This window comes from Halomonas beimenensis, assembly GCF_002549795.1.
GTDB lineage: Bacteria > Pseudomonadota > Gammaproteobacteria > Pseudomonadales > Halomonadaceae > Halomonas > Halomonas beimenensis.
This window is the reverse complement of the sequence record NZ_CP021435.1, coordinates 2276499-2296583: the sequence shown is the minus strand read 5'-3', so window position 1 is coordinate 2296583 and position 20085 is coordinate 2276499. Positions and strand designations below refer to the sequence as shown.

Below are 20085 nucleotides of genomic sequence, written 5' to 3'. Positions count from 1 at the left end.
TGGCGCTCCCTGAGCCGGCATAAGCCGTCTCAGGCACGAGAGCAGGTCGACTTGTCCGACGGGAGCCTCAAGGCGGCGCTGCACCGCGAGGTGATCGAGCGCCTGGAGGACGACGAGAGCCTGTTCGGTGACGAACCCTCCTCCATGCTGGTGCGCATCGAGAGCCTGGTGCGTGAATACTTCGACCAGCGTCACCAGTTCGTGCCGCTGGAGGCCCTGGAAGTCCTGGCCAGGGAAGTGCTCAACGAGGTGACGGGCTTCGGCCCCCTCCAACCGCTGCTCAAGGATGAGGATATCTCCGATATTCTCATCAATGGGCCCGACCATATCCTGGTCGAGCGTCGGGGGCGACTGGAACGGGTCGAGGAGCGTTTCATCAACGACGCCCATGTGCTGCGCGTGGTGCGCCGCATGCTGGCTCCCCTGGGCCGCCGCCTGGACGAGTCCAGCCCCATGGTGGACGCGCGGCTGCCGGATGGGTCCCGGGTCAACGTGGTGATTCCGCCGCTTGCCCTGGATGGGCCCTGCGTGTCGATCCGCAAGTTTCGCCGCGAGGCGCTGACCGCGGAGGATCTGGTGCGCGGCGATGCGGTGACCGCGCCCCTGATGGCGTTGCTGCGCCAGGCGGTGGCCGACCGGCGCAACGTGCTGATCAGTGGTGCCACCGGCTCGGGCAAGACGACCTTGCTGAATATCCTCAGCCGCGACATTCCCCATCACGAGCGAGTGGTGACCATCGAGGATGCCGCCGAGCTGCAGCTTGGCAACAGCCACGTGGTGCGCCTGGAGACCCGGCCGCCCAACAGCGAGGGGGAGGGCGAGATCACCGCTCGGCAATTGGTGCGCAACGCCCTGCGCATGCGCCCGGATCGGGTCATCCTCGGCGAGAGCCGGGGCGACGAGGCCCTCGACATGCTGCAGGCCATGAATACCGGACACCTGGGGTCGATGAGCACCGTGCATGCCAACTCCGCCCGGGACGCCCTGGTGCGGTTGCAGATGATGGTGCGACTGGCCGGCTTCGAGGCCAGCGATGGACTGGTCAACCAGATCATTGCCACGGCGCTCGACCTGGTGGTGCATGTCACCCGGGACGGCCAGGGGCATCGCCATGTCGTCGAGGTCCAGCAAGTGCGTGGCCTGACCGAGGACCGGGTGAGCCTGGCGACCCTCTACCACCGCAACGATCGGCGATTGGTCGATGACATCGACTGGCAAAAGCGTATCGAGGAGCCGGCATGAGCGCCTGGCAACTCTGGTCGATCACCATGCTGCTGCTCTTCCTGGCGGCCGCCTTGCTGTGGCGCAGCGCTTCCCGGGAGAGCGATCGGGCGATCCGAGTCAAGCAGGGGCGTCGCCTGCGACGGTTGCCTCGGGAATCACTCATGCACTGGCTGCTCGATTACCTGACGGCGGCGGGCGTGCATGCCACTCCTCGAGGCGTGGTGGTCGTCGGTGGCGTTGGCGTGGCGCTGATCGTGCTGGCGCTGATGGTCTTCGCCCATCGGTCAGGCGCCTTGGTGATCCTCGGGCTCTTGCTGGGGGGCAATCTACTGCTGCGGCTGCGTGCACAGCAGTTGCGCCAGCGCATCCGGGCCCGTCTCCCCGGCCTCATCGAGCAGGTGGTTCGTGATCTCGGCACCGGGGCAACCATGGAAATTGCCTTTCGGCGCAACGGCGAGCAGGGCGATGGCCCGCTGCGCGAGGCTATCGGGCGGGTCAATCTGCGCCGGGAACTGGGCATGGAACTCCACGAGGCCCTGCGTCGCGAGGCGCAACTGCTGAAGATCCAGGAGTTCGATCTCCTGGCCACGGCGGTGGAGGTCAATCAGGTCCATGGCGGCAGTCTGAGGGACATTCTGAGTAGTTTCGTCGAGCTGCTGCGCCAGCAGGAAAGGGGCCAGCGGGAGTTGCGGGCCCTGACCGGCGAGACCCGGGTCACGGCCTTCGTGCTGGCTTGCGTGCCGGTGGGCCTGGCGGCCTTCCTGTGGATCAGCAACCCGGCCTTCATGGCGCCGATGTTCGACACCGCCGGGGGCCGCATGGCGTTGTGGGCCGCGGTGCTGCTCGAGCTGGGGGGCTGCGTGGCGCTATGGCGAATGCTGAAATCGATCTAGGGCGTGCCGGAGGGAGGTCAGGATGACGCTACTGTTGACGAGTTCGCTGCTGACCCTGGTGGCCGCCGCCCTCTGCCTGCGTCTGGCCCGGCTGGTGCGCTCGCCGCGTCGCGGGCCGAGGGTGTCGTCCGGCGTTGCGGATCATCGTCGACAGGCCGCGGCGCTGGAAGCCCGCCTGCTGGGGGGCGGTCGCGTACTGTGGCGGCGTCAGACCAGCGATCGGCCCTGGCTGGCGGAGCTGGCGTTGATGCTGCGTCAGGCGGGATACATCGGCAGCCGCGCCCAGCTTTACCTGCTGTTCGCCAATGCACTGATCGTCTTCGGCGTGTTCAGCGGCGGGGTCCTCTATGGCATGCAGCTGGGGCTCGCCTGGCCCCGGGTACTGGTCGCGGGCCTGGCCTTCGCCGGCGCGGCGGCCGTGATGGTCTGGCTGTGGCTCAAGCGTTGTCGTCAGCGCCGGGTCGCGCGTCTCGACGAGGAGGCCGACATGGTCATCCAGGTCACCCGCATGCTGTGGGAATCCGGCATGACGCTGGAAGGGGTGCTGAGAGGCCTGATTCACAATCTCGACGAGGCTTGCCCGGAGAGCGTCCGTGAGCTTCGCCTGGTCCTGCTACGCATCGAGGCCGGCCAGGCGCGGGAGGAGGTGCTCGAGGATCTGGCCGCCATCCAGCCGAGCGAGGGGCTCGAGGACCTGCTCAAGCTGCTGGCGCAGATCTCGGCCTCCGGTGGCGGAGCGCGTCGCGCCCTGCTGGATCTCGGACATCGGCTGAGGGATCGCCGGCGTCTGCGCATCCAGGAGGCGGTCTCGAGCCTGTCCGGGAAGATGTCGCTGGTGATGATGGTGTTCCTTTTCCCGGCGTTGCTGATCGTGCTCGCGGGGCCGGCGGTGATCAACCTGGGCGGCATGCTCGGCAACCTGGGGAGCTAGGATGACGATGTCCACCATGAAACGGTATCGCCATGGCCTGGTTCGCGGGTTCCTGCTCGCCGGCCTGTTGCTCCTGGGAGGCTGTGCCGGCTTCCAGGAGCGGATGCCTAGGCTGGTATTCGACGAGGCTCCGGAGGGGCAGGGACGCGAGTCCGTCGGCCCCTGCGGGGAGCGCTATGCGGCGGAGATAGGCCTCAGGATCGACATGATCCGCCAGCAGTTGGAGCAAGACCGTCCGCGCTCGGCCCTGGCGCATCTCGAGACCCTCGGTCTCGATTTTGCCGAAACTACCCTGATGCGCGCGGATGCCCTGAGAGCCATCGGCCGCCGTGACGAGGCGGATGCGGTCTACGAGACCCTGGCCACCGGCTGCCTGGCGGCGGATGCCTACCATGGGATGGCGCGTAACGCGGTGGCCCGGGGCGAGCGCCATGAGGCCCTGCTATTGATGCGTGAGTCGCGACTGGCGCGCCCCGCGGACCCGGACATTCGCAACGACCTGGGATACCTGCTGTTGCTCGAGGGGCGACGTCGCGAGGCTCGTGAGGAACTGCTCACCGCCCTGGAGCTCGGCGGCGACCGGTCCCGTGCCGCCAGCAACCTGGTGATGCTACTGATGCAGGAAGGCCGGACGGCCGAGGCGCAGCGACTGGCGGCCCGTTACGGCGTCGATGGCGAGCTGGTGGAGCGCTTGCGTCGACTGGCTCGGTCCGAGCCCGGCGAGGGCGATGAATGACGGAAAGCGGTAACCAAGGAAAGGAGACGACATGCACCAATTCGAGCGTGGGCATCACACCCTCAGCCCCCTGGCCCTGCTGCTGACCGCGGCCTTACTCGCTCCCGTCGGGGTGGCGGGGGCGAGCGATGCAGCGCCACCGAAAGCGACGGCCGAGGTCAGGCAGACCGCATACGCCCATCGACGCGGCATGGCCCCCGGAGAGCGAGCCGCCCGGCTGCTGGAAACGCAGCGCAGTGGCCGCCTGGCCACGTCGAGGGCCCAGACGCTGTCGGGTGCCGTCCAGGCGCGTATCTATCGACGCTATGTGGACAGCTTCAGTCATGCGATCCCCGACGACTACATCGACATGGATTTCGGTGAGTGATGAGACGTAACGGTTACCGATGGAGCCGGCGCCAGGCCGGCGCCATCGGCTTGCTCGGCGCCTTCGTCATGCTGCTGACGGTGCTGTGCATCGCCCTGGCCCTGGATACCGGGCGGCTCTACATGGAGAAGCGCAACCTGCAGCGTGTCGCCGACTTGGCGGCGCTCGAGGCCATGGCGCAGGTCTCGCTGCCCGAGGCCGACAACCTCGACGCCCTGGCGCGGGCGGCGGCATCGCGCAACGAATTCGATGCTGACGCCGCGGATAACACCCTCGAGGCCGAACTCGGCAGCCTGAGGGTCGAGAACCACAGGCGTGTGTTCGTCACCGGAGGCGTCGGCCTCGACAACAGCCTGCGCGTGGTGGCCTCGAAGGAGGTGCCGACCAGCCTGGTAGCCAACCTGGCGGCACTGGGCGGTGCAGAGGCACCCTCGACATTGACCCTGTCCGCTGAGGCCGTGGCGAGTCGGAGCGGGACGGCGGCCTTTACGGTCGGCACCAGCTTGCTCAAGGTCGACAGTGACAGCTCACCGCTCCTGGCTCCCCTGTTGAGGGGGGTGCTGGCCGAGAGCCATCTTGATCTGTCGCTGATCGATCATCAGGGCCTGCTGGATACGGATATCACCCTGCTGCAGCTGGCGGAAGCAATGCCCCTGGTCGGTCTGGAGGCGGTGTCATCCATCGACGAGCTGCTCAACGCCGACCTATCGGTATCCCGGTTCGTCGAGCTGATGGCCGAGGTGCTGCAGCGTCGCCAGGAGGAGGGAGAGCTGGCCGGCATCGACCTCGGGCTGCTCAGCCTGATCGAGGAAAGCGCCGGCATCGGGCTCAGGGATATCACCCTTGGTGAACTCCTTGCTTTGGAGATGCCCGGCGGTGGGCGGGACGAGGCACTCGAGACTCAGCTCCGACTGGGCGATCTGCTGGGGGTCGGGTTACTGGTCGCCAATGGAGACAATGTTATCGATCTGGACGTCAGCTCGGAGGCGCTCGGAGAGGGCATCGACGAACTCGACAGCGTCCTCGATCTGGATATCGGCTTGACGATCGTCGAGCCTCCCAAGCTGGCCATCGGTCCCCCTGGTCGACTCGCGTCGCCCGACGGCCATCGCCACTGGCGGACCGAGGTCATGTCCCCGCAGGTGGCGCTGACCGTCAGTACCTACCTCGACCTGGGGCTGGTCAGCCTGGACCTCGGCCTGCGCCTGGATGCGGGAAGCGGCAAGGCGGCCTTGGCCGAGCTGGGCCCCGGTGGCGAGGTCGAGATCCTGGCCAAACCGACGCTGGCGGCCCTTTACCTCGGTGACAGCGGCGATCTGGGTGATCCCTTCGGCATGCCGCCGGCCCCCTTGTCGGTCAATATTCTGGATGCCGATGATGCTTCCTTGGTGGATATCCGAGTGTCCGCCGAAGCCGTGGCCGCGCGACGCGGGGGGCTGGTGATCGACGAGGGTGATGAGCGTCTGTCGTACTCGCCGCCTTATCCGCACACCCAGGAGGTCGAGCTGGAACCCGGCAATTCCCTGGGGGGGCTGCTATCGAGTCTGGGCAACAACCTGGAGGTCGATGTCGACCTGCTGAGTAGCGGTGACGGTAACTGCGGCCTGCTGGAACTGGGGTGCGTCATCGACGACATCGTGGACACCGTGGTCAAGGGTGTCCTGGAGCCCATCCTGCAATTATTGATGAATGTGCTGAGCCCGCTCGTCGAGAACATCGGGACCGTCGTTCTGGGGCCTCTACTGGAACTGCTGGGAATCCGGCTGGACGTGCTCGAGGTGCAGGTCATCGATGCGAGCTCGGGACGGGTGGAGTTGGTGAAATGAGTCGTTCCAGGGTCCTGAAGACGGCGCTGCTGTTGCTGATGTCGGCCTGGAGCCCGATGGCTTCGAGTCAGGCCTTCCATGGCTGTGACAGCCGGCAAGCGGCCGAGCTGAAAACGCGCCTGACGGCCCGGCTCGAGACGTGGGCGGCACAGCAGCCGCGTCAGGCACTGGCCTGGGCCCAGCGGCTTGAGCATCGTCGAGGTGACTACCTTCGCCAGGGACATAATGCCTGCAGCCTGTATCGTCAACTCCTCGACGAGCTCGATCGGCAAGGGGGGCCTCATGAAGCGTCGTGAACGAGGGGCGGTGGGAATCGAGTTCGCCATCGTCTTTCCGCTGTTCCTGTTGATCTTCTACGCCATCGTCAGCTATTCGATCTGTTTCGCCGTCCTCCAGAGCCTGCATGGTCTCAGTGCGGAGGCGAGCCGGGCGGTGCTGAGCGTGGAAAGGTCTTCGCTGTCGATCGGCAGCGAACCCGTGCAGCAAGCCATCGAGGCCGAAGTCGGTCGAGTGCTGCAGGACTCCTGGCTGGACACCGCCCTGATACAAGGCTGTGGACGTGAGGCGCTCTATGAGATCCAGGACGGTGTGCTCGAGGTCTGCCTGAGGATCGGCATCGGGCCCGATCATGATCCGGGAATCGCCTTGCCCAAGCTGGAGCTGCTGGGTGTCGAGATCCCGCATCTCGAGCGAGTCGAGTCCACCTCAAGGATTCGCCTATGAGGCACGGCAGCGCCCGGCGGCTTCGCTGGATCCTCCTGGTCGCGCTATGGGTGGCGTGTCCCCTGTGGGCCGGTGAGACGCTGCTGGTCATCGTCCCGGGACACCCGGGGCAGGTCCTGGATCGCGCCCTGCTCGCCGAGCTCGGTGATCGGGTCGAGGCCGAGAGGGGGCCCGGCAGCCTGGAAATCGTCTATCTCCGGGAAGGCGAACTGTCGCCGGCGGAGCTGGGCCAGGCGCTACGACGACGCGACCTGATCGAGGTGCAGGACGTCATGCTGCTGCATGATCCGGCGGTCACGGCCTATGCCGAGCTGCTCGAGGCAGGCGTCGCGCCGGCGCAGCGTGTCGTGGCGTACGGTGCCTTCGCGCCGGCGCATCGCCGCTGGCTGCGCCGGCAAGGCATCGCCCATCTCGATCTGTTGCCGGTGCTCACCCGTCTCCTGGCCTGGTTGCGTCAGGGAACCGAGGCGAATCGCCTGGTGGGATGGGTGAGTGATGCTTCGCCGATGCCCGCGCTGGCAAATGTCTTGCGTCAGGGCCAGGCGCGCCTCGATGCGCTGAAGGTAGTGGGCGAAGCGCCATTGCCGCCCCCCGTCAGCGGAACCGAGCATGTCTTGCTCGCCTTGCCCTATCAAAGGCATCGACGAGAGGCCGCCTCACTGCTGGGGACGCCGACGGCTGCGTGGTGTCTTATGCCCGAGTGGTTCAAGGACGGCTGCCTGGGAGGGATTCAACCCCGTGTATCGGGCGTGGCCGAGCGCTTGCTGGCCATGCTGGGCTCGGATCTGGAGGAGACGGCGCCAGCCGGACCGGTCGTTTGGCATGCCGCCCGTACCCGGCTCCGGGAGGGATTACGCGACGAGCTGCGCTACCGAGGCGTGCCGGCGGACGAGGCACAAAGGCGTAGCCTGGGAAGCTGGCTACAGTGGTCCTCTCTGGGGCTGGGCGGTTTTGCGATGCTGGTTCTTGGGGCGGCGGCTGCGATCGAGAGGCATCGGCGTCGCCGTCGAGAAGGCTTCGGCTATGACACTACCACCGGGTTGCCGGGTCGGCCGTTACTCGAACACCGTCTAAAGCGCTATCTGGACAGTGACCATGCTTTCCAGCTCTGTTGGATATGCTTCGATCGCCTGGAGGGGCTTCGAGAGACACTGGGTCCCGAGGGCGCCGAAGAGGCCATTCGTCGCATTGCCAAGCGCTTGCGCCGGACCGTGCGGGGAGAAGGGTACGTCGCTCGTCTCGAAGGAGAGGTCTTCGCGATAATGAGTTTCCATCCGAGGCACGAGACGGGGCGGTCGCCGGTGGGCATGGTCTTCGCCGAGCGGCTCCAGGAAACCCTTTCCGCCCCCTTCCAGGTGGGCCGTGAAGACAGGCTGCTGCTGCCGCGAATCGGGGTCGCCTTGTCCGGTGGCGACATGACTCCCTTCGCCTTGCTCGAGGAAGCCCAGGGCGCCGCCCGCCAGGTCATGAGAAGCGCGGACCGTCAGCCTCGGATGCTTGTTCCCGAGGATGTCGCCCCCGATGAGCGGTGCCTGGCCCTGACCGAGCTCCTGGGACGCCTGTCGCCCGGGGAGTTGGCCGAGCAGTTGAGCCTCTCCCTCGAGCCGCGTTTCCTGCTGGCGGATCGCCGGCCATGCGGGGGGGAGGTCCATGTCCGCTGGCACTCTCCACGCTGGGGTACCGTAGAGCAGGACGAGCTGGTCCGACTCGCCGAGGGGGCGGGCCATCGGGCCTTGCTGGATCGCCTGATCTGCCGGAGGGTGGTCGATGAGCTGGCCGGAGGCGCCATGCCCGAGGATGAGCCGGAAGGTCCCCGCTCCGGGCGGACGCTATGGACGATCCCGGTCGGCCTGTCCCAGCTGGTCGATGGTGACGTCATCGAGTCCTTGTTCGCGGCGTGCGAGGAGCAGGGCCTGGACAGCTCGCGGCTCGAGCTGCAGTTCCGGGGGGAGGAACTGCTCGAGACCGAGAGGCTGCAGCCCGCGCTGCGACGCTGCCGGGAGATCGGGATCGGCGTGGCCATGCAGGCCCCGACCCGCTCGGGGCGGGCGCTGGACGCCATCTTTCGGCTCCCCCTGTCGCGGCTGGTCCTGGAGCCGGCGCTGGTGGCCAGGGTCCCCCATGATCAGTCGGCGATCCTGATCCTCAAGAGCCTGCGCGACATGGCCAAGCTGGCCGGGCGGCATATCACCGTGACCGGTGTCACCACCTCGGACCAGCTGGTGGCGGTCCGAGGGATGAACTTCGTGTCGGCCCAGGGCCGGCTGCTCGGTCCGTCCCGCCCCTTGTCGGCGCCGGACGGGGTGTCCCCGTCAACGGCCCCCGGCCATCTGGCCCCGGAGTCGTCATGACGGCCCTGGCCGGGTTCTATGGCCTGCTGGCCGCCCTCTCGCTGACGGCGGCCTGGCTGCTCTGGCGGCGCACCTCCGTCATGTCGTCGCCAGCGGACCCTGAAGCGCCAGTCGAGCCGGGGGACGCCGGGCTACAGCGGGCCGGCCAGCTGGAGCAGGCGCTGCGTGAGGCGCTCGCCCGAGACACGCCATTCTTCGAACTCTACCTGCAGCCACAACATCGTCTCGTCGGCGGCGAGCTCGTCGGGGCCGAGGTGCTGATCCGCTGGCAGGACGAGCGGTTCGGCAGCGTATCCCCGGGGGAATTCATCCCCCTTGCCGAGGCGACGGGGCTGATCATCCCGCTGGATCGTCGGGTGCTCGAGGCCAGCCTGGCTTGGCTGGCGGCGCTGCCCGCGGAGGCGAGTGACCTGAGCTTGTCGGTGAACTGTTCCATTCGGCACTTCACCGACCTCGAGTTTCCGGGATGGCTGAACTCGCGTTGCCGTCGCTATTCGATCGATCCTGCCCGCCTCGAGATCGAGCTCACCGAGCACGTGGCCTTCGAGGACCTGGACACGGTCCGGCGGGTGATGTCACTGCTTCGCCATCACGGCTTCGGCATCGCCCTGGACGATTTCGGCACCGGCTACACCTCGCTGAGCTTCCTGCAGCGGCTGCCCTTCTCCAAGGTCAAGCTCGACAAGGCCTTCATCGATCCCATCGACAGCCAGCGACGCAGCCGGGTGCTGGTCCAGAGCCTGATCACGATGGCCGAGGCCCTGGGGCTGGAGGTGGTGGCCGAAGGCATCGAGGACCGCGGACAGCTCGAGTTGCTCCAGCGCATGGGCTGTCCCGTGGGACAGGGATACCTCCTCGGCCGTCCGGTGCCGGCGGATCGCTTCCTGGCGGCCTGGCTCGGCGGGGCCCCGCCCGAGGGGGCGCGGCCCGACCGGGCACCGGCGCCCGCCGACGCCTGACTCAGCCGCGGGGACCGTCCTCGACCTCGGCGGCGACCAGCTCCAGGCGGTCGTAGAGCGACTCGGGAGCCGGGGCGGGGGCCGGCTCGGGGTCGGCCTCCGGCGAGGCTTCCAGGGCGACGGGCATGCCGCCCGGAACCTCGACCACCTCGCGCAGGCGGGCGTAGTCCACCGGATAGGCGAGCCCCTCGACGCTGGCGTCGACCAGGCCGAGCGCTTCGGTGACCCGCTGGATGGTGGTGCCCTGTTCCTCGTCCAGGTAGGGGTAGGCCTGGACATAGAGGGTGCCGTCGGACCAGCCGAGCTTGAAGCTCTCGTTGATCAGCCGGACCTGTGTACCCACCGAGATCTGATCGAACAGGTGCTCCACGTCCTGCGGCAGCATCCTCACGCAGCCATGGGAGACGCGCATGCCCACCCCTTCCGGCTTGTTGGTGCCGTGAATCAGGTAGCCGGGAATGCCCAGGCGCATCTTGCGGGTGCCCAGCGGGTTGTCGGGGCCGGGCGGAACCACGCTGGGCAGGGGGTCGCCGGCCTCGGCGTGCTCGCGGCGGATGGACTCCGGCGGGTACCAGGCCGGGTTCTCGACCTTCTGGGTGATGGTGGTGTTGCCCAGCGGCGTCTCCCAGTCCTGGCGGCCCACGCCGAGGGGGTAAGTCTGGACGATGCGCGGCTGGTCTTCCTCGGCCGGCGGATAGTAGTAGAGGCGCATCTCGGCTACATTGATCACGATGCCCGTGCGTGGTGCGTCGGGCAGGATGAACCGGCCGGGAATCGTCACCTCGGTGCCTTCGCCGGGATACCAGACGCTGACGTCCGGGTTGGCGCGGACCATGGCCCGGTAGCCGATGCCGTGTTCGTGGCCGATGTCGATCAGGGTGTCTTCCTCGTCGGCCACCACCGTATAGACCTCGCCGACCAGGTCGCCTTCCTCGGGCAGCGGATAGTGGCCCCGGGGCCATTCCTCGCTGGCCTGCAGGGGGGCGGCGAGGGCGGCACCCAGCCCGAGCAGCAGGAGGGTGCGGGTCAAGGAGCCGCGAAGGGGGGAGGGAGTCATCTGGGTCATGGTCTCGGATCGGTTCGTCTTGGGGGCCGCCCTGTCCGGCAGGGGACGGCAATCGCGTTAGATTGCCCGAGCCGGCGAGGGTTCGCCAGTGGGGCCGGCGGAAAGCGACAAGTGCCAAGCCGCCAGGGCGAGTAGAAAGTGACAAGTGGCGAGTCGCAAGTAAAAAGGCTCCTCATTCTACGGTTTCCTTTCTACTTTCTACTTTCTACTTTCTACTCGAGCCTACGCTTGTGGCTGCTCATGCCGCCTCGGCCTTGCGGTTGAGCGACTCGAGCAGTGCTTCCACCACGCGGAAGCGGGTCTCCTCGTCGGCCATCTCGGCCTCGAAGCGCAGGGTGTCGGCCCCCTCCAGGCGGTAGCGGCTGGGTTCCCGCTGGATCATCTCGACCAGCAGCAAGGGGTCGACCCGGGTATGGCCGGCGAAGATCACCCGTCCCTTCTCGGGGCCGGCCTCCAGCCGGGCGATGCCCAGGCGTTCGGCACGCTGGCGCAGCCGAGTCTGGCGCAGCAGGGTCTTCACCGGGGCCGGTAACAGGCCGAAACGGTCGATCATCTCCACCTGCAGCTCCTTGAGTTCGGCCTCGGTCTCGGCGCTGGCGATACGCTTGTACATGACCAGCCGCTGCTGGACGTCGTGCAGGTAGTCGTCGGGGATCAGCGCCGGCAGGTTCAGGCCGATCTCCACGCCCTCCGCCAGCGGGGCCTCGATGTTGGGCGTCCTGCCCTCGCGGATCGCCTTGACCGCGCGATCGAGCATCTGCATGTAGAGGCTGTAGCCCAAGGCCTCCATCTGGCCGCTCTGCTCCTCGCCGAGCAGCTCCCCGGCGCCGCGGATCTCCATGTCGTGGCTGGCCAGGGTGAAGCCGGCGCCCAGGTCCTCGGCCTGGCCGATGGCCTCGAGGCGCTTGACGGCATCCCGGGTCATGGCGCGTGGCGGCGGGGCCAGCAGGTAGGCGTAGGCCTGGTGGTGGCTGCGGCCGACCCGGCCGCGCAGCTGGTGCAGCTGGGCCAGGCCGAACTTGTCGGCGCGCTCGATGACGATGGTATTGGCGCTGGGCACGTCGATGCCGGTCTCGATGATGGTCGAGCAGACCAGCACGTTGAAGCGCTTGTGGTAGAAGTCCGACATGACCCGCTCCAGGGAACGCTCCGGCAGCTGGCCGTGGGCCACGCCGACCCGGGCCTCGGGCACCAGGCCGCGCACCGTCTCGGCGGCGGTCTCGATGGTCTTGACCTCGTTGTGCAGGAAGTAGACCTGCCCGCCGCGCAGGATCTCGCGAAGGATCGCCTCTTTGATCACCGCCTCGTCGCGCTGCTGGACGAAGGTCTTGACCGAGAGGCGCCGGGCCGGGGGAGTGGCGATGATCGAGAGGTCGCGGATGCCGCTCATGGCCATGTTCAGGGTCCGCGGAATCGGCGTGGCGGTGAGCGTCAGGATATCCACCTCGGCGCGCAGGCTCTTCAGACGTTCCTTCTGGGCGACCCCGAAGCGATGTTCCTCGTCGATGATCAGCAGCCCCATCTTCGGGAAGCGCATCGACTTGGAGAGCAGCTTGTGGGTGCCGATGACGATGTCCGCCTGGCCCTCCTCGATCCGTTTCCTGGCCGCTTCCTGTCCCTGGCCGCCGGTGAAGCGCGAGATCAGCTCGATGTTCACGGCGGTGTCGGCGAAGCGGTCACGGAAGTTCTCATAGTGCTGGCGGGCGAGCAGGGTGGTGGGCACCAGTACCACCACCTGGCGGCCGGAATGCACGGCCAGGAAGGCGGCCCGCATGGCCACTTCGGTCTTGCCGAAGCCGACGTCGCCGCACACCACCCGGTCCATGGGCCTCGGGGCGGTCATGTCGCCCACCACCGCCTCGATGGCGGCGCGCTGGTCCGGGGTCTCCTCGAAGGGGAAGCTGGCCGCGAAGCGAGCGTATTCGGTGTCCGGCGCCTCGCAGGCGAAGCCCTCCTTGGCCTCGCGGCGGGCATAGACGTCGAGCAGTTCGGCGGCGGTGTCGCGGATCTTCTCGGCGGCCTTGCGCTTGGCCTTGTCCCACTGTTCGGAGCCCAGTCGGTGCAAGGGGGCCAGCTCATCGTCGACGCCGGCATAGCGCGAGATCAGGTGCAGGCTGTCCACGGGCACGTAGAGCCTGGCGCCGTCGGCGTATTCGAGGGCGACGAACTCGGCGGCCTGGCCGCCGGCCTCGAGGGTCTCCAGGCCGCGATAGCGGCCCACGCCATGGGCCTGGTGGACCACCGGTGCCCCAGGCTTGAGTTCGGCCAGGTGTCGGATGGCCAGCTCGCCGTCGTCGGTGACCTTCTCCCGGCGCCGGCTCTGGCGGACCACCTCGCCGAACAGCTCGGTCTCGCTGATCACCGCTAGGTCGGGGGCCTCCAGCCACAGACCGGCGTCGATAGCCCCTTCGGTGATGGCGGTGCGGGCGTCGCCGGCCAGGAAGGCCGTGAAGTCGTCGACATGGGGCAGGGACAGGCCGAGCGGGGACAGCGTCTCCTCCAGGGCCTCGCGGCGGCCCCGGGACTCGGCCACGAACAGCACGCGCGTCGCCGCATGGGACGCGAGGAAGCCCTCGACCTCGGCCAGGGGATGCTTGGCCCGGGCGTTGATCGGCACCACCGGCGATGGTCGGGCGCCCGGCGTCAGGGCATGGGGATGGTCGGCGTCGTCGGTGAGCTCGACCCGCGGATGGCGCTTGATGGCGCCGAACACCTCGGCCACCGGCACGAAGGCGCGATGGGGAGGCAGCAGCGGTCGCGTCGGGTCGACGCCGAGGTTTTCATAGCGGCTCTCGATCGCGGCCCAGTGATGCTCGGCGGCGTCGAAGGCCCCAGGCAGCAGGGCCACCCGGGTGCCCTCGGCCAGGTGGTCGAACAGGGTGGCCGTCTCCTCGAAGAACAGCGGCAGGTACTGCTCGAGGCCAGGGGAGGGGATCCCCTTGAGGGCGTCGACGTACAGCGGGCACTGGCGCGGGTCGACGTCGAACAGCGTCTCGAAGCCCTCGCGGAAGCAGGCGATGGCCGAGCGCGACAGCGAGTACTCGTGCGCCGGCAGCAACTCGACCCGCTCGACCTTGTCGGCGCTTCGCTGGGTGTCCGGATCGAAATGACGCAGGCTGTCGACCTCGTCGTCGAAGAGGTCGATGCGCAAGGGCGAGTCGCTGCCCATGGGGAAGAGATCGATCAGGGCGCCGCGCAGGGCGTATTCACCGGGTTCGTAGACGGTTTCCACGGCCCGGTAGCCGGCCCGGGACAGGCGCTCGCGAAATCCCTCGCGGTCCAGGGTCATGCCCACTTCCAGCGTCATGACCCGGCCGGCGATGTAGTCCACCGGGGCCAGGCGCTGCATCAGGGTGTTGATCGGCACCAGGACGATGCCGTGCTCGCCGTCCTGGAGCCGGCGCAGGGTGCGAAGCCGGGCGGAGACGATGTCCTGATGCGGGGAGAAGCTGTCGTAGGGCAGGGTCTCCCAGTCGGGGAACGGCATGACCGGCAGTCGCGAGTAGAAGGCCAGGTCGCCCTCCAATCGCTGCGCGGCGGCGGTGTCGGCGGTGATCACCAGCAGCGGGGCGTCCTCGGCCAGATGGGCCAGGGCCAGGGCGGTGGCGCTGCCGGGCGGCGTCTGCCAGTAGAGGGTATCGCGCAGCCCCCGGGGACGTGGCGGATCGAGTGGCGAGAAGGTCGGCATGGCGTCGTGTGCGTCGTGTCGAATGGGTGACTGAGCGCATCATACCAGCCTGGCGGCCTCGTGTAGTGAGCGGCGAATTCCTGTAAATCCCCTACAGCGCCTGCGACCATCCCGCGATTGCCCTGGCGCGTCGGGGGTCGGATAATACCGCCGACATCTCAACCCCATAGAGAGGCCCCTCGTGAGTCAGCAACCCCTCGATACCGTCTTCCAGGATTGGCACGACAACCAGGCGATCGCCGAGCAGATGATTCCGCTGATTGGCAGCCTCTACCGGCACAACAACGTCGTGACCACGCTGTACGGACGTTCGCTGTTCAACCGCAGCGTCATCCGCATCCTCAAGGACCATCGGTTCGTACGCAAGGTCGAGGGGACCGAGCTCTCCGTCAAGGATACCTTCCCGCTGGTCAAGGCCATGACCGAGCTCAACCTGGGGCCGGCCCACGTGGACGTGGGCAAGCTGGGCGTGGCCTACAAGAAGCGCGGCGGCGGTGATGCCGTGGCCTTCCTGCGCGAGGAGCTGGCCGAGATCGTCGACGCTCACGACCCGGATGCCGGCAACGGCGAGCCCAAGGACGTGGTGCTCTATGGTTTCGGGCGTATCGGCCGCATCCTGGCTCGGGTGCTGATCGAGAAGGCCGGCGGCGGCAACCTGCTGCGCCTCAAGGCCATCGTGGTGCGCGGTCGCGGCGACATCGCCAAGGACCTGCAGAAGCGGGCCAGCCTGCTGCGCCGCGACAGCGTCCATGGGCCCTTCGAGGGCACCATCAGCGTCGACCCCGAGGCCCGGACCCTGACCGCCAACGGCAACGTCATCCAGGTGATCTACGCCGATTCGCCCGCCGACGTCGACTACACCGCCCATGGCATCGACAACGCCGTGGTGGTCGACAACACCGGCATCTGGCGCGACGAGGACGGCCTGGGACAGCACCTGGCCTGCAAGGGCGTGGCCAAGGCGATCCTCACCGCGCCGGGCAAGGGCGACGTCAAGAACATCGTCTACGGCATCAATCATCAGGACATCACCGCCGAGGATCGCATCATCTCCGCGGCGTCATGCACCACCAACGCCATCGTGCCCACGCTCAAGGTGCTCAACGACGAGTACGGCATCGAGCATGGCCACGTCGAGACGGTGCACTCCTACACCAACGACCAGAACCTGATCGACAACTATCACAAGGGCGATCGCCGTGGCCGCAGCGCCCCGCTCAACATGGTGTTGACCGAGACCGGCGCCGCCAAGGCGGTGGCCAAGGCCCTGCCGGAGCTGGGCGGCAAGCTGACCGGCAACGCCATCCGGGTGCCGACTCCCAACGTGTCGATGGCGATCCTCAACCTGACCCTGGAGCGCGAGACCGACGTCGAGTCCCTCAACGACTACCTGCGTCGGATGTCCATCGACTCCCAGTACCAGAAGCAGATCGACTACGTCGACTCGCCCGAGGTGGTCTCCACCGACTTCGTGGGGAACCGTCACGCCGGCATCGTCGATGCTCAGGCGACCATCGCCAATGGCAAGCATGTCGTGCTCTACGTGTGGTACGACAACGAGTTCGGCTACAGCTGCCAGGTGATCCGCATCCTCCAGCACATCTCCAACGTCAACTTCCTCAAGCTGCCCCGCGCCCAGGGGTGAGCGACCACTCCGCCCCGGCCGTCGGCCGGGGCGGAGCTCCTTCCAAGTCCCTCTCCCGTCAACGGTTTTCTCACCCTCCGTGACAATCTGTCCCTTGTCGCCGATGGCCTCGTGCGACCTAAGGGCAGGTGGTCATCGCATCGGCTTGTCTTTATAATACCGGGGATTTTTTGGGGTGGTCCGAGCTCGCCTCGGGCCCGACTGGTAACCTTCTGACAACCAAGAAGAATCCGATCCATTCGCACCCCTTTCCTTCATCTATCCGATCCATCAACTGGGCGAGACTATGATCGAAGTCAAGAAAGGCCTGGATCTCCCCATCACGGGAGCCCCGGAGCAGCGCGTCGAGGATGCGCGTCCGGTGCGCCATGTGGCCGTCCTGGGTACCGACTACGTCGGCATGAAGCCGACCATGGAGGTCCGGGAAGGGGACAAGGTCAAACTGGGCCAGCTGCTCTTCACCGACAAGAAGATCGATGGCGTGCGTTTCACCGCGCCGGCCGCCGGTGAGGTCGTGGCGATCAACCGTGGCGAGAAGCGCAAGCTGCTCTCGGTGGTGATCAAGGTCGACGAGAGCGAAGAGGCGGTGGAGTTCACCGCTCATGGCCGTGACAAGCTGGGCTCTCTCGAGCGCCAGGCCGTGGTCGACCAGCTGGTCGAATCCGGACTCTGGACGGCACTGCGTACCCGCCCCTATTCCCGGACGCCCGCCATCGACGGCACGCCGGAGAATATCTTCGTCACCGCCATCGACACCCATCCGCTGTCGGCCGATCCCGCCGGGATCATCAACGAGCGCCCCGACGCCTTCGAGGACGGCCTGAAGGTCCTTTCCAGGCTAACCGAAGGCAAGGTGTTCCTGTGCACCGCGCCCGACGCCCAGGTGCCCGGCGGCGACGTCCAGGGGGTCCAGGTCGAGACCTTCGCCGGCCCGCATCCGGCGGGGCTCGTCGGTACCCATATCCATCATCTCTCGCCCGTAGCCCTGCACAAGCGGGTCTGGCACGTCGGCTACCAGGACGTGATCGCCATCGGCAAGCTGTTCGCCGAGGGCAAGCTCGACGTCAGTCGCGTGGTGGCCGTGGGTGGCCCGCGTGCCGAGAAGCCCCGTCTGCTGCGCACCCGCCTGGGGGCCAGCACCGAAGAGCTGCTGGACGGCGAGGTCCGTGAGCCCGAGGAAACCCGGGTGATCTCCGGATCGGTGTTCGCCGGTTTCACGGCCGAGGGCAGCCTGCGCTACCTGGGACGGTTCCATAACCAGGTCAGCCTGCTCGAGGAAGGCAACAAGCGGATCTTCATGGGCTGGATGTCGCCGGGCAGCAACCGGCATTCCGTCCTGGGGATCTATCTCTCCAAGATCAAGGGGCTGCGCAACTTCGCGCCGACCACCTCCACCAACGGCTCGGAGCGAGCCATGGTGCCGGTGGGGGTCTACGAGGAAGTGATGCCGCTGGACATCCTGCCCACCCAGCTGCTGCGCTCGCTGATCGTCGGGGATATCGAAACCGCGATGCAGCTCGGCTGTCTGGAGCTGGATGAGGAGGACCTGGCGCTGTGCACCTATGTGTGCCCCGGCAAGTACGAATACGGTCCCATCCTGCGTGACAACCTCACCATGATCGAGAAAGAGGCCTGATGATGGGTATCCGACAGACACTCGACAATCTCGAGCCGCACTTCCACAAGGGCGGCAAATACGAGAAGTTCTATCCGCTCTACGAGGCGGTGGACACCATCTTCTACAGCCCGCCCAGCGTGACCAAGACCACCGCCCATGTGCGCGATGGCATCGATCTCAAGCGGATCATGATCACGGTCTGGCTGTGCACCTTCCCGGCCATGTTCTTCGGCATGTGGAACGCCGGCTGGCAGGCCAACCTGGCCATCGCCGACGGCTACGGCGCCCTGGGCGGCTGGCGCGAGGCCATCGTCATGACCCTGGCGGGCAGCCATGACCCGGGCAGCCTCTGGGCCAACTTCGTGCTCGGCGCCACCTACTTCCTGCCCATCTACCTGGTGACCTTCGTGGTCGGCGGCTTCTGGGAGGTCCTGTTCGCCGTCAAGCGCGGCCACGAGGTCAACGAGGGCTTCTTCGTCACCTCCGTGCTCTATGCCCTGATCCTGCCGGCCACCATTCCGCTGTGGCAGGTGGCGCTGGGCATCACCTTCGGCGTGGTGATCGGCAAGGAGATCTTCGGCGGTACCGGCAAGAACTTCCTCAACCCGGCGCTGACCGGCCGTGCCTTCCTCTACTTCGCTTATCCGGCGCAGATCTCCGGGGACGCGGTCTGGGTGGCCGCGGATGGCTTCACCGGCGCCACGCCGCTGTCCACGGCCTTCCAGAGCGGCATGGCCGCCCTGAGTGAGCAGTACAGCTGGTGGGATGCCTTCCTCGGCTTCATCCCCGGCTCCGTGGGGGAGACCTCGACCCTGGCCATCCTGATCGGCGCGGCGGTGCTGCTGTGGACCAAGATCGCCTCCTGGCGGATCATGCTCGGCGTCTTCCTGGGTATGGTGGCGACCAGCTTCCTGTTCAACCTGATGGGCTCCGACACCAACCCGATGTTCGCCATGCCCTGGTACTGGCACCTGGCGGTGGGCGGTTTCGCCTTCGGCATGGTGTTCATGGCCACCGATCCGGTGTCCGCCTCCATGACCAACCCCGGTCGCCTGATCTTCGGCATCCTGATCGGCGTCATGACCGTCCTGATCCGCGTGGTCAACCCGGCGTTCCCCGAGGGCATCATGCTGGCGATCCTGTTCGCCAACCTGTTCGCGCCGCTGATCGATCACTTCTTTGTTCAGGCCAACATCAAGCGTCGGATGCAGCGTACCGGCGTGCCGGCCGAGGAGACCGCCTGATGGCACAGAGCAACAACTCCATCAAGAAGATCCTGACGGTGGCGTTCGCACTTTGCATCGTGTGTTCGATCATCGTCTCCACCGCCGCGGTGGCGCTGCGCTCCAAGCAGCAGCTCAACCAGGAGCTGGATCGGAAGTCCAACATCCTGTCGGTGGCCGGCCTGTACGAGCCCGGCACCGACATCGAGGAGGCCTTTCAGCAGGTCACGCCGCGCGTGGTCGATCTGCGCACCGGCGAGTACACCGACCAGTTCGACCCGGCGACCTATGACAGCTTCCAGGCCGCCAAGGATCCGGCTCAGTCCCGTACCCTGTCCGGGGAGAAGGACATCGCCGGGCTGTCGCGCCAGGAGAACTACAGCACCGTCTACCTGGTCGGCGATCCGGACGATCCGGAGCAGGTGATCCTGCCGATCCGCGGACAGGGCCTGTGGGGCCTGATGCGCGGCTACCTGGCAGTCCAGGGCGATGGCAACACCATCGAGGGGATCACCTTCTACTCCCATTCCGAGACCCCGGGGCTCGGCGGCGAGGTCGACAATCCGCGCTGGAAGGCCCAGTGGGAAGGCAAGGAGATCTACGCCGACGCCGACAGCGCCCAACCGGCCATCCAGCTCGTCAAGGGCGGCGCCAGCGACGAGACCGAGGTCGATGCCCTCTCCGGTGCCTCGCTGACCAGCAACGGCGTGACCAACCTCGTGCAGTTCTGGCTCAGCCCCGAGGGCTTCGGCGAGTATCTCGCCCGGTTCCGCAGTGGCGTCGACCGGGAAGAGGTGCAGGGCGCGTCCACCGACCAGACTGAAGGAGCCTGATG

15 protein-coding genes are annotated in these 20085 nt (G+C 67.1%); 13 read left to right on the top strand and 2 right to left on the bottom strand.

The features are described from left to right. The first annotated feature begins 51 nt into the window (after positions 1–51). From BEI_RS10810 to BEI_RS10770, 9 genes are all read left to right on the top strand, one after another. Positions 52–1242: a TadA family conjugal transfer-associated ATPase gene (locus BEI_RS10810; protein ID WP_227644445.1), complete on the top strand. Its 1191-nt coding sequence runs from the start codon at positions 52–54 to the stop codon at positions 1240–1242. Beyond that, the gene (locus BEI_RS10805; RefSeq protein ID WP_097789537.1) at positions 1239–2117 is read left to right on the top strand and encodes a type II secretion system F family protein; all 879 of its coding nucleotides are present in this window, start codon (positions 1239–1241) and stop codon (positions 2115–2117) included. The genes BEI_RS10810 and BEI_RS10805 overlap by 4 nt, the downstream gene beginning before the upstream one ends. A 22-nt stretch (positions 2118–2139) precedes the next feature. Then, positions 2140–3048 carry a type II secretion system F family protein gene (locus tag BEI_RS10800; protein WP_097789536.1) on the top strand — a complete coding sequence of 303 codons (909 nt, stop codon included), beginning with the start codon at positions 2140–2142 and terminating at the stop codon, positions 3046–3048. Position 3049: 1 nt separating this feature from the next. Beyond that, positions 3050–3784, top strand: coding sequence for a tetratricopeptide repeat protein (locus BEI_RS10795; protein ID WP_097789535.1), 735 nt, complete (start codon positions 3050–3052; stop codon positions 3782–3784). Between the two features lie 31 nt (positions 3785–3815). Then, the gene (locus BEI_RS19275; protein ID WP_097789534.1) at positions 3816–4151 is read left to right on the top strand and encodes a DUF3613 domain-containing protein; all 336 of its coding nucleotides are present in this window, start codon (positions 3816–3818) and stop codon (positions 4149–4151) included. Then, positions 4151–5977: a pilus assembly protein TadG-related protein gene (locus BEI_RS10785; RefSeq protein WP_097789533.1), complete on the top strand. Its 1827-nt coding sequence runs from the start codon at positions 4151–4153 to the stop codon at positions 5975–5977. Before BEI_RS19275 ends, BEI_RS10785 begins: the two co-directional genes overlap by 1 nt. Before the next feature lie 282 nt (positions 5978–6259). Continuing rightward, the gene (locus tag BEI_RS10780) at positions 6260–6700 is read left to right on the top strand and encodes a TadE/TadG family type IV pilus assembly protein (RefSeq protein WP_193765095.1); all 441 of its coding nucleotides are present in this window, start codon (positions 6260–6262) and stop codon (positions 6698–6700) included. After that, positions 6697–9051 carry an EAL domain-containing protein gene (locus BEI_RS10775; protein WP_097789531.1) on the top strand — a complete coding sequence of 785 codons (2355 nt, stop codon included), beginning with the start codon at positions 6697–6699 and terminating at the stop codon, positions 9049–9051. Before BEI_RS10780 ends, BEI_RS10775 begins: the two co-directional genes overlap by 4 nt. Continuing rightward, on the top strand, positions 9048–10010 hold the full coding sequence (locus tag BEI_RS10770; RefSeq protein WP_097789530.1) for an EAL domain-containing protein: 963 nt from the start codon (positions 9048–9050) through the stop codon (positions 10008–10010). Before BEI_RS10775 ends, BEI_RS10770 begins: the two co-directional genes overlap by 4 nt. Before the next feature lies 1 nt (position 10011). Here BEI_RS10770 and BEI_RS10765 read toward each other — a convergent pair whose 3' ends face one another. Both BEI_RS10765 and mfd read right to left on the bottom strand, forming a co-directional pair. Continuing rightward, complete coding sequence (locus BEI_RS10765) at positions 10012–11076, bottom strand: L,D-transpeptidase family protein (RefSeq protein ID WP_097789529.1); 1065 nt, start codon at positions 11074–11076, stop codon at positions 10012–10014. Between the two features lie 238 nt (positions 11077–11314). After that, positions 11315–14764, bottom strand: coding sequence for a transcription-repair coupling factor (gene mfd / locus BEI_RS10760; RefSeq protein WP_097789528.1), 3450 nt, complete (start codon positions 14762–14764; stop codon positions 11315–11317). 181 nt (positions 14765–14945) lie between these two features. Between mfd and BEI_RS10755 the strand changes: the two genes are divergently transcribed. The 4 genes from BEI_RS10755 (at position 14946) to BEI_RS10740 (ending at position 20083) form a co-directional block, all read left to right on the top strand. After that, positions 14946–16409, top strand: a complete 1464-nt coding sequence (locus BEI_RS10755) for a glyceraldehyde-3-phosphate dehydrogenase (protein WP_097789527.1) — start codon at positions 14946–14948, stop codon at positions 16407–16409. Between the two features lie 286 nt (positions 16410–16695). Continuing rightward, positions 16696–18045, top strand: a complete 1350-nt coding sequence (locus BEI_RS10750) for a Na(+)-translocating NADH-quinone reductase subunit A (RefSeq protein ID WP_097789526.1) — start codon at positions 16696–16698, stop codon at positions 18043–18045. Next, a complete protein-coding gene (locus tag BEI_RS10745) occupies positions 18045–19271 on the top strand; it encodes an NADH:ubiquinone reductase (Na(+)-transporting) subunit B (protein ID WP_097789525.1) in 1227 nt (408 codons plus the stop codon). The genes BEI_RS10750 and BEI_RS10745 overlap by 1 nt, the downstream gene beginning before the upstream one ends. Further along, a complete protein-coding gene (locus tag BEI_RS10740) occupies positions 19271–20083 on the top strand; it encodes a Na(+)-translocating NADH-quinone reductase subunit C (RefSeq protein ID WP_097789524.1) in 813 nt (270 codons plus the stop codon). Before BEI_RS10745 ends, BEI_RS10740 begins: the two co-directional genes overlap by 1 nt. The last annotated feature ends 2 nt before the right edge of the window (positions 20084–20085 follow it).

Bases quoted from the DNA above. Each gene is read 5' to 3' on its own strand.
- mfd (WP_097789528.1), bottom strand. From the start codon at position 14,764: ATGCCGACCTTCTCGCCACTCGATCCGCCACGTCCCCGGGGGCTGCGC.
- BEI_RS10750 (WP_097789526.1), top strand. From the start codon at position 16,696: ATGATCGAAGTCAAGAAAGGCCTGGATCTCCCCATCACGGGAGCCCCG.
- BEI_RS10795 (WP_097789535.1), top strand. From the start codon at position 3,050: ATGACGATGTCCACCATGAAACGGTATCGCCATGGCCTGGTTCGCGGG.
- BEI_RS10765 (WP_097789529.1), bottom strand. From the start codon at position 11,076: ATGACCCAGATGACTCCCTCCCCCCTTCGCGGCTCCTTGACCCGCACC.
- BEI_RS10805 (WP_097789537.1), top strand. From the start codon at position 1,239: ATGAGCGCCTGGCAACTCTGGTCGATCACCATGCTGCTGCTCTTCCTG.
- BEI_RS10745 (WP_097789525.1), top strand. From the start codon at position 18,045: ATGATGGGTATCCGACAGACACTCGACAATCTCGAGCCGCACTTCCAC.
- BEI_RS19275 (WP_097789534.1), top strand. From the start codon at position 3,816: ATGCACCAATTCGAGCGTGGGCATCACACCCTCAGCCCCCTGGCCCTG.
- BEI_RS10740 (WP_097789524.1), top strand. From the start codon at position 19,271: ATGGCACAGAGCAACAACTCCATCAAGAAGATCCTGACGGTGGCGTTC.
- BEI_RS10800 (WP_097789536.1), top strand. From the start codon at position 2,140: ATGACGCTACTGTTGACGAGTTCGCTGCTGACCCTGGTGGCCGCCGCC.
- BEI_RS10775 (WP_097789531.1), top strand. From the start codon at position 6,697: ATGAGGCACGGCAGCGCCCGGCGGCTTCGCTGGATCCTCCTGGTCGCG.
- BEI_RS10780 (WP_193765095.1), top strand. From the start codon at position 6,260: ATGAAGCGTCGTGAACGAGGGGCGGTGGGAATCGAGTTCGCCATCGTC.
- BEI_RS10785 (WP_097789533.1), top strand. From the start codon at position 4,151: ATGAGACGTAACGGTTACCGATGGAGCCGGCGCCAGGCCGGCGCCATC.
- BEI_RS10770 (WP_097789530.1), top strand. From the start codon at position 9,048: ATGACGGCCCTGGCCGGGTTCTATGGCCTGCTGGCCGCCCTCTCGCTG.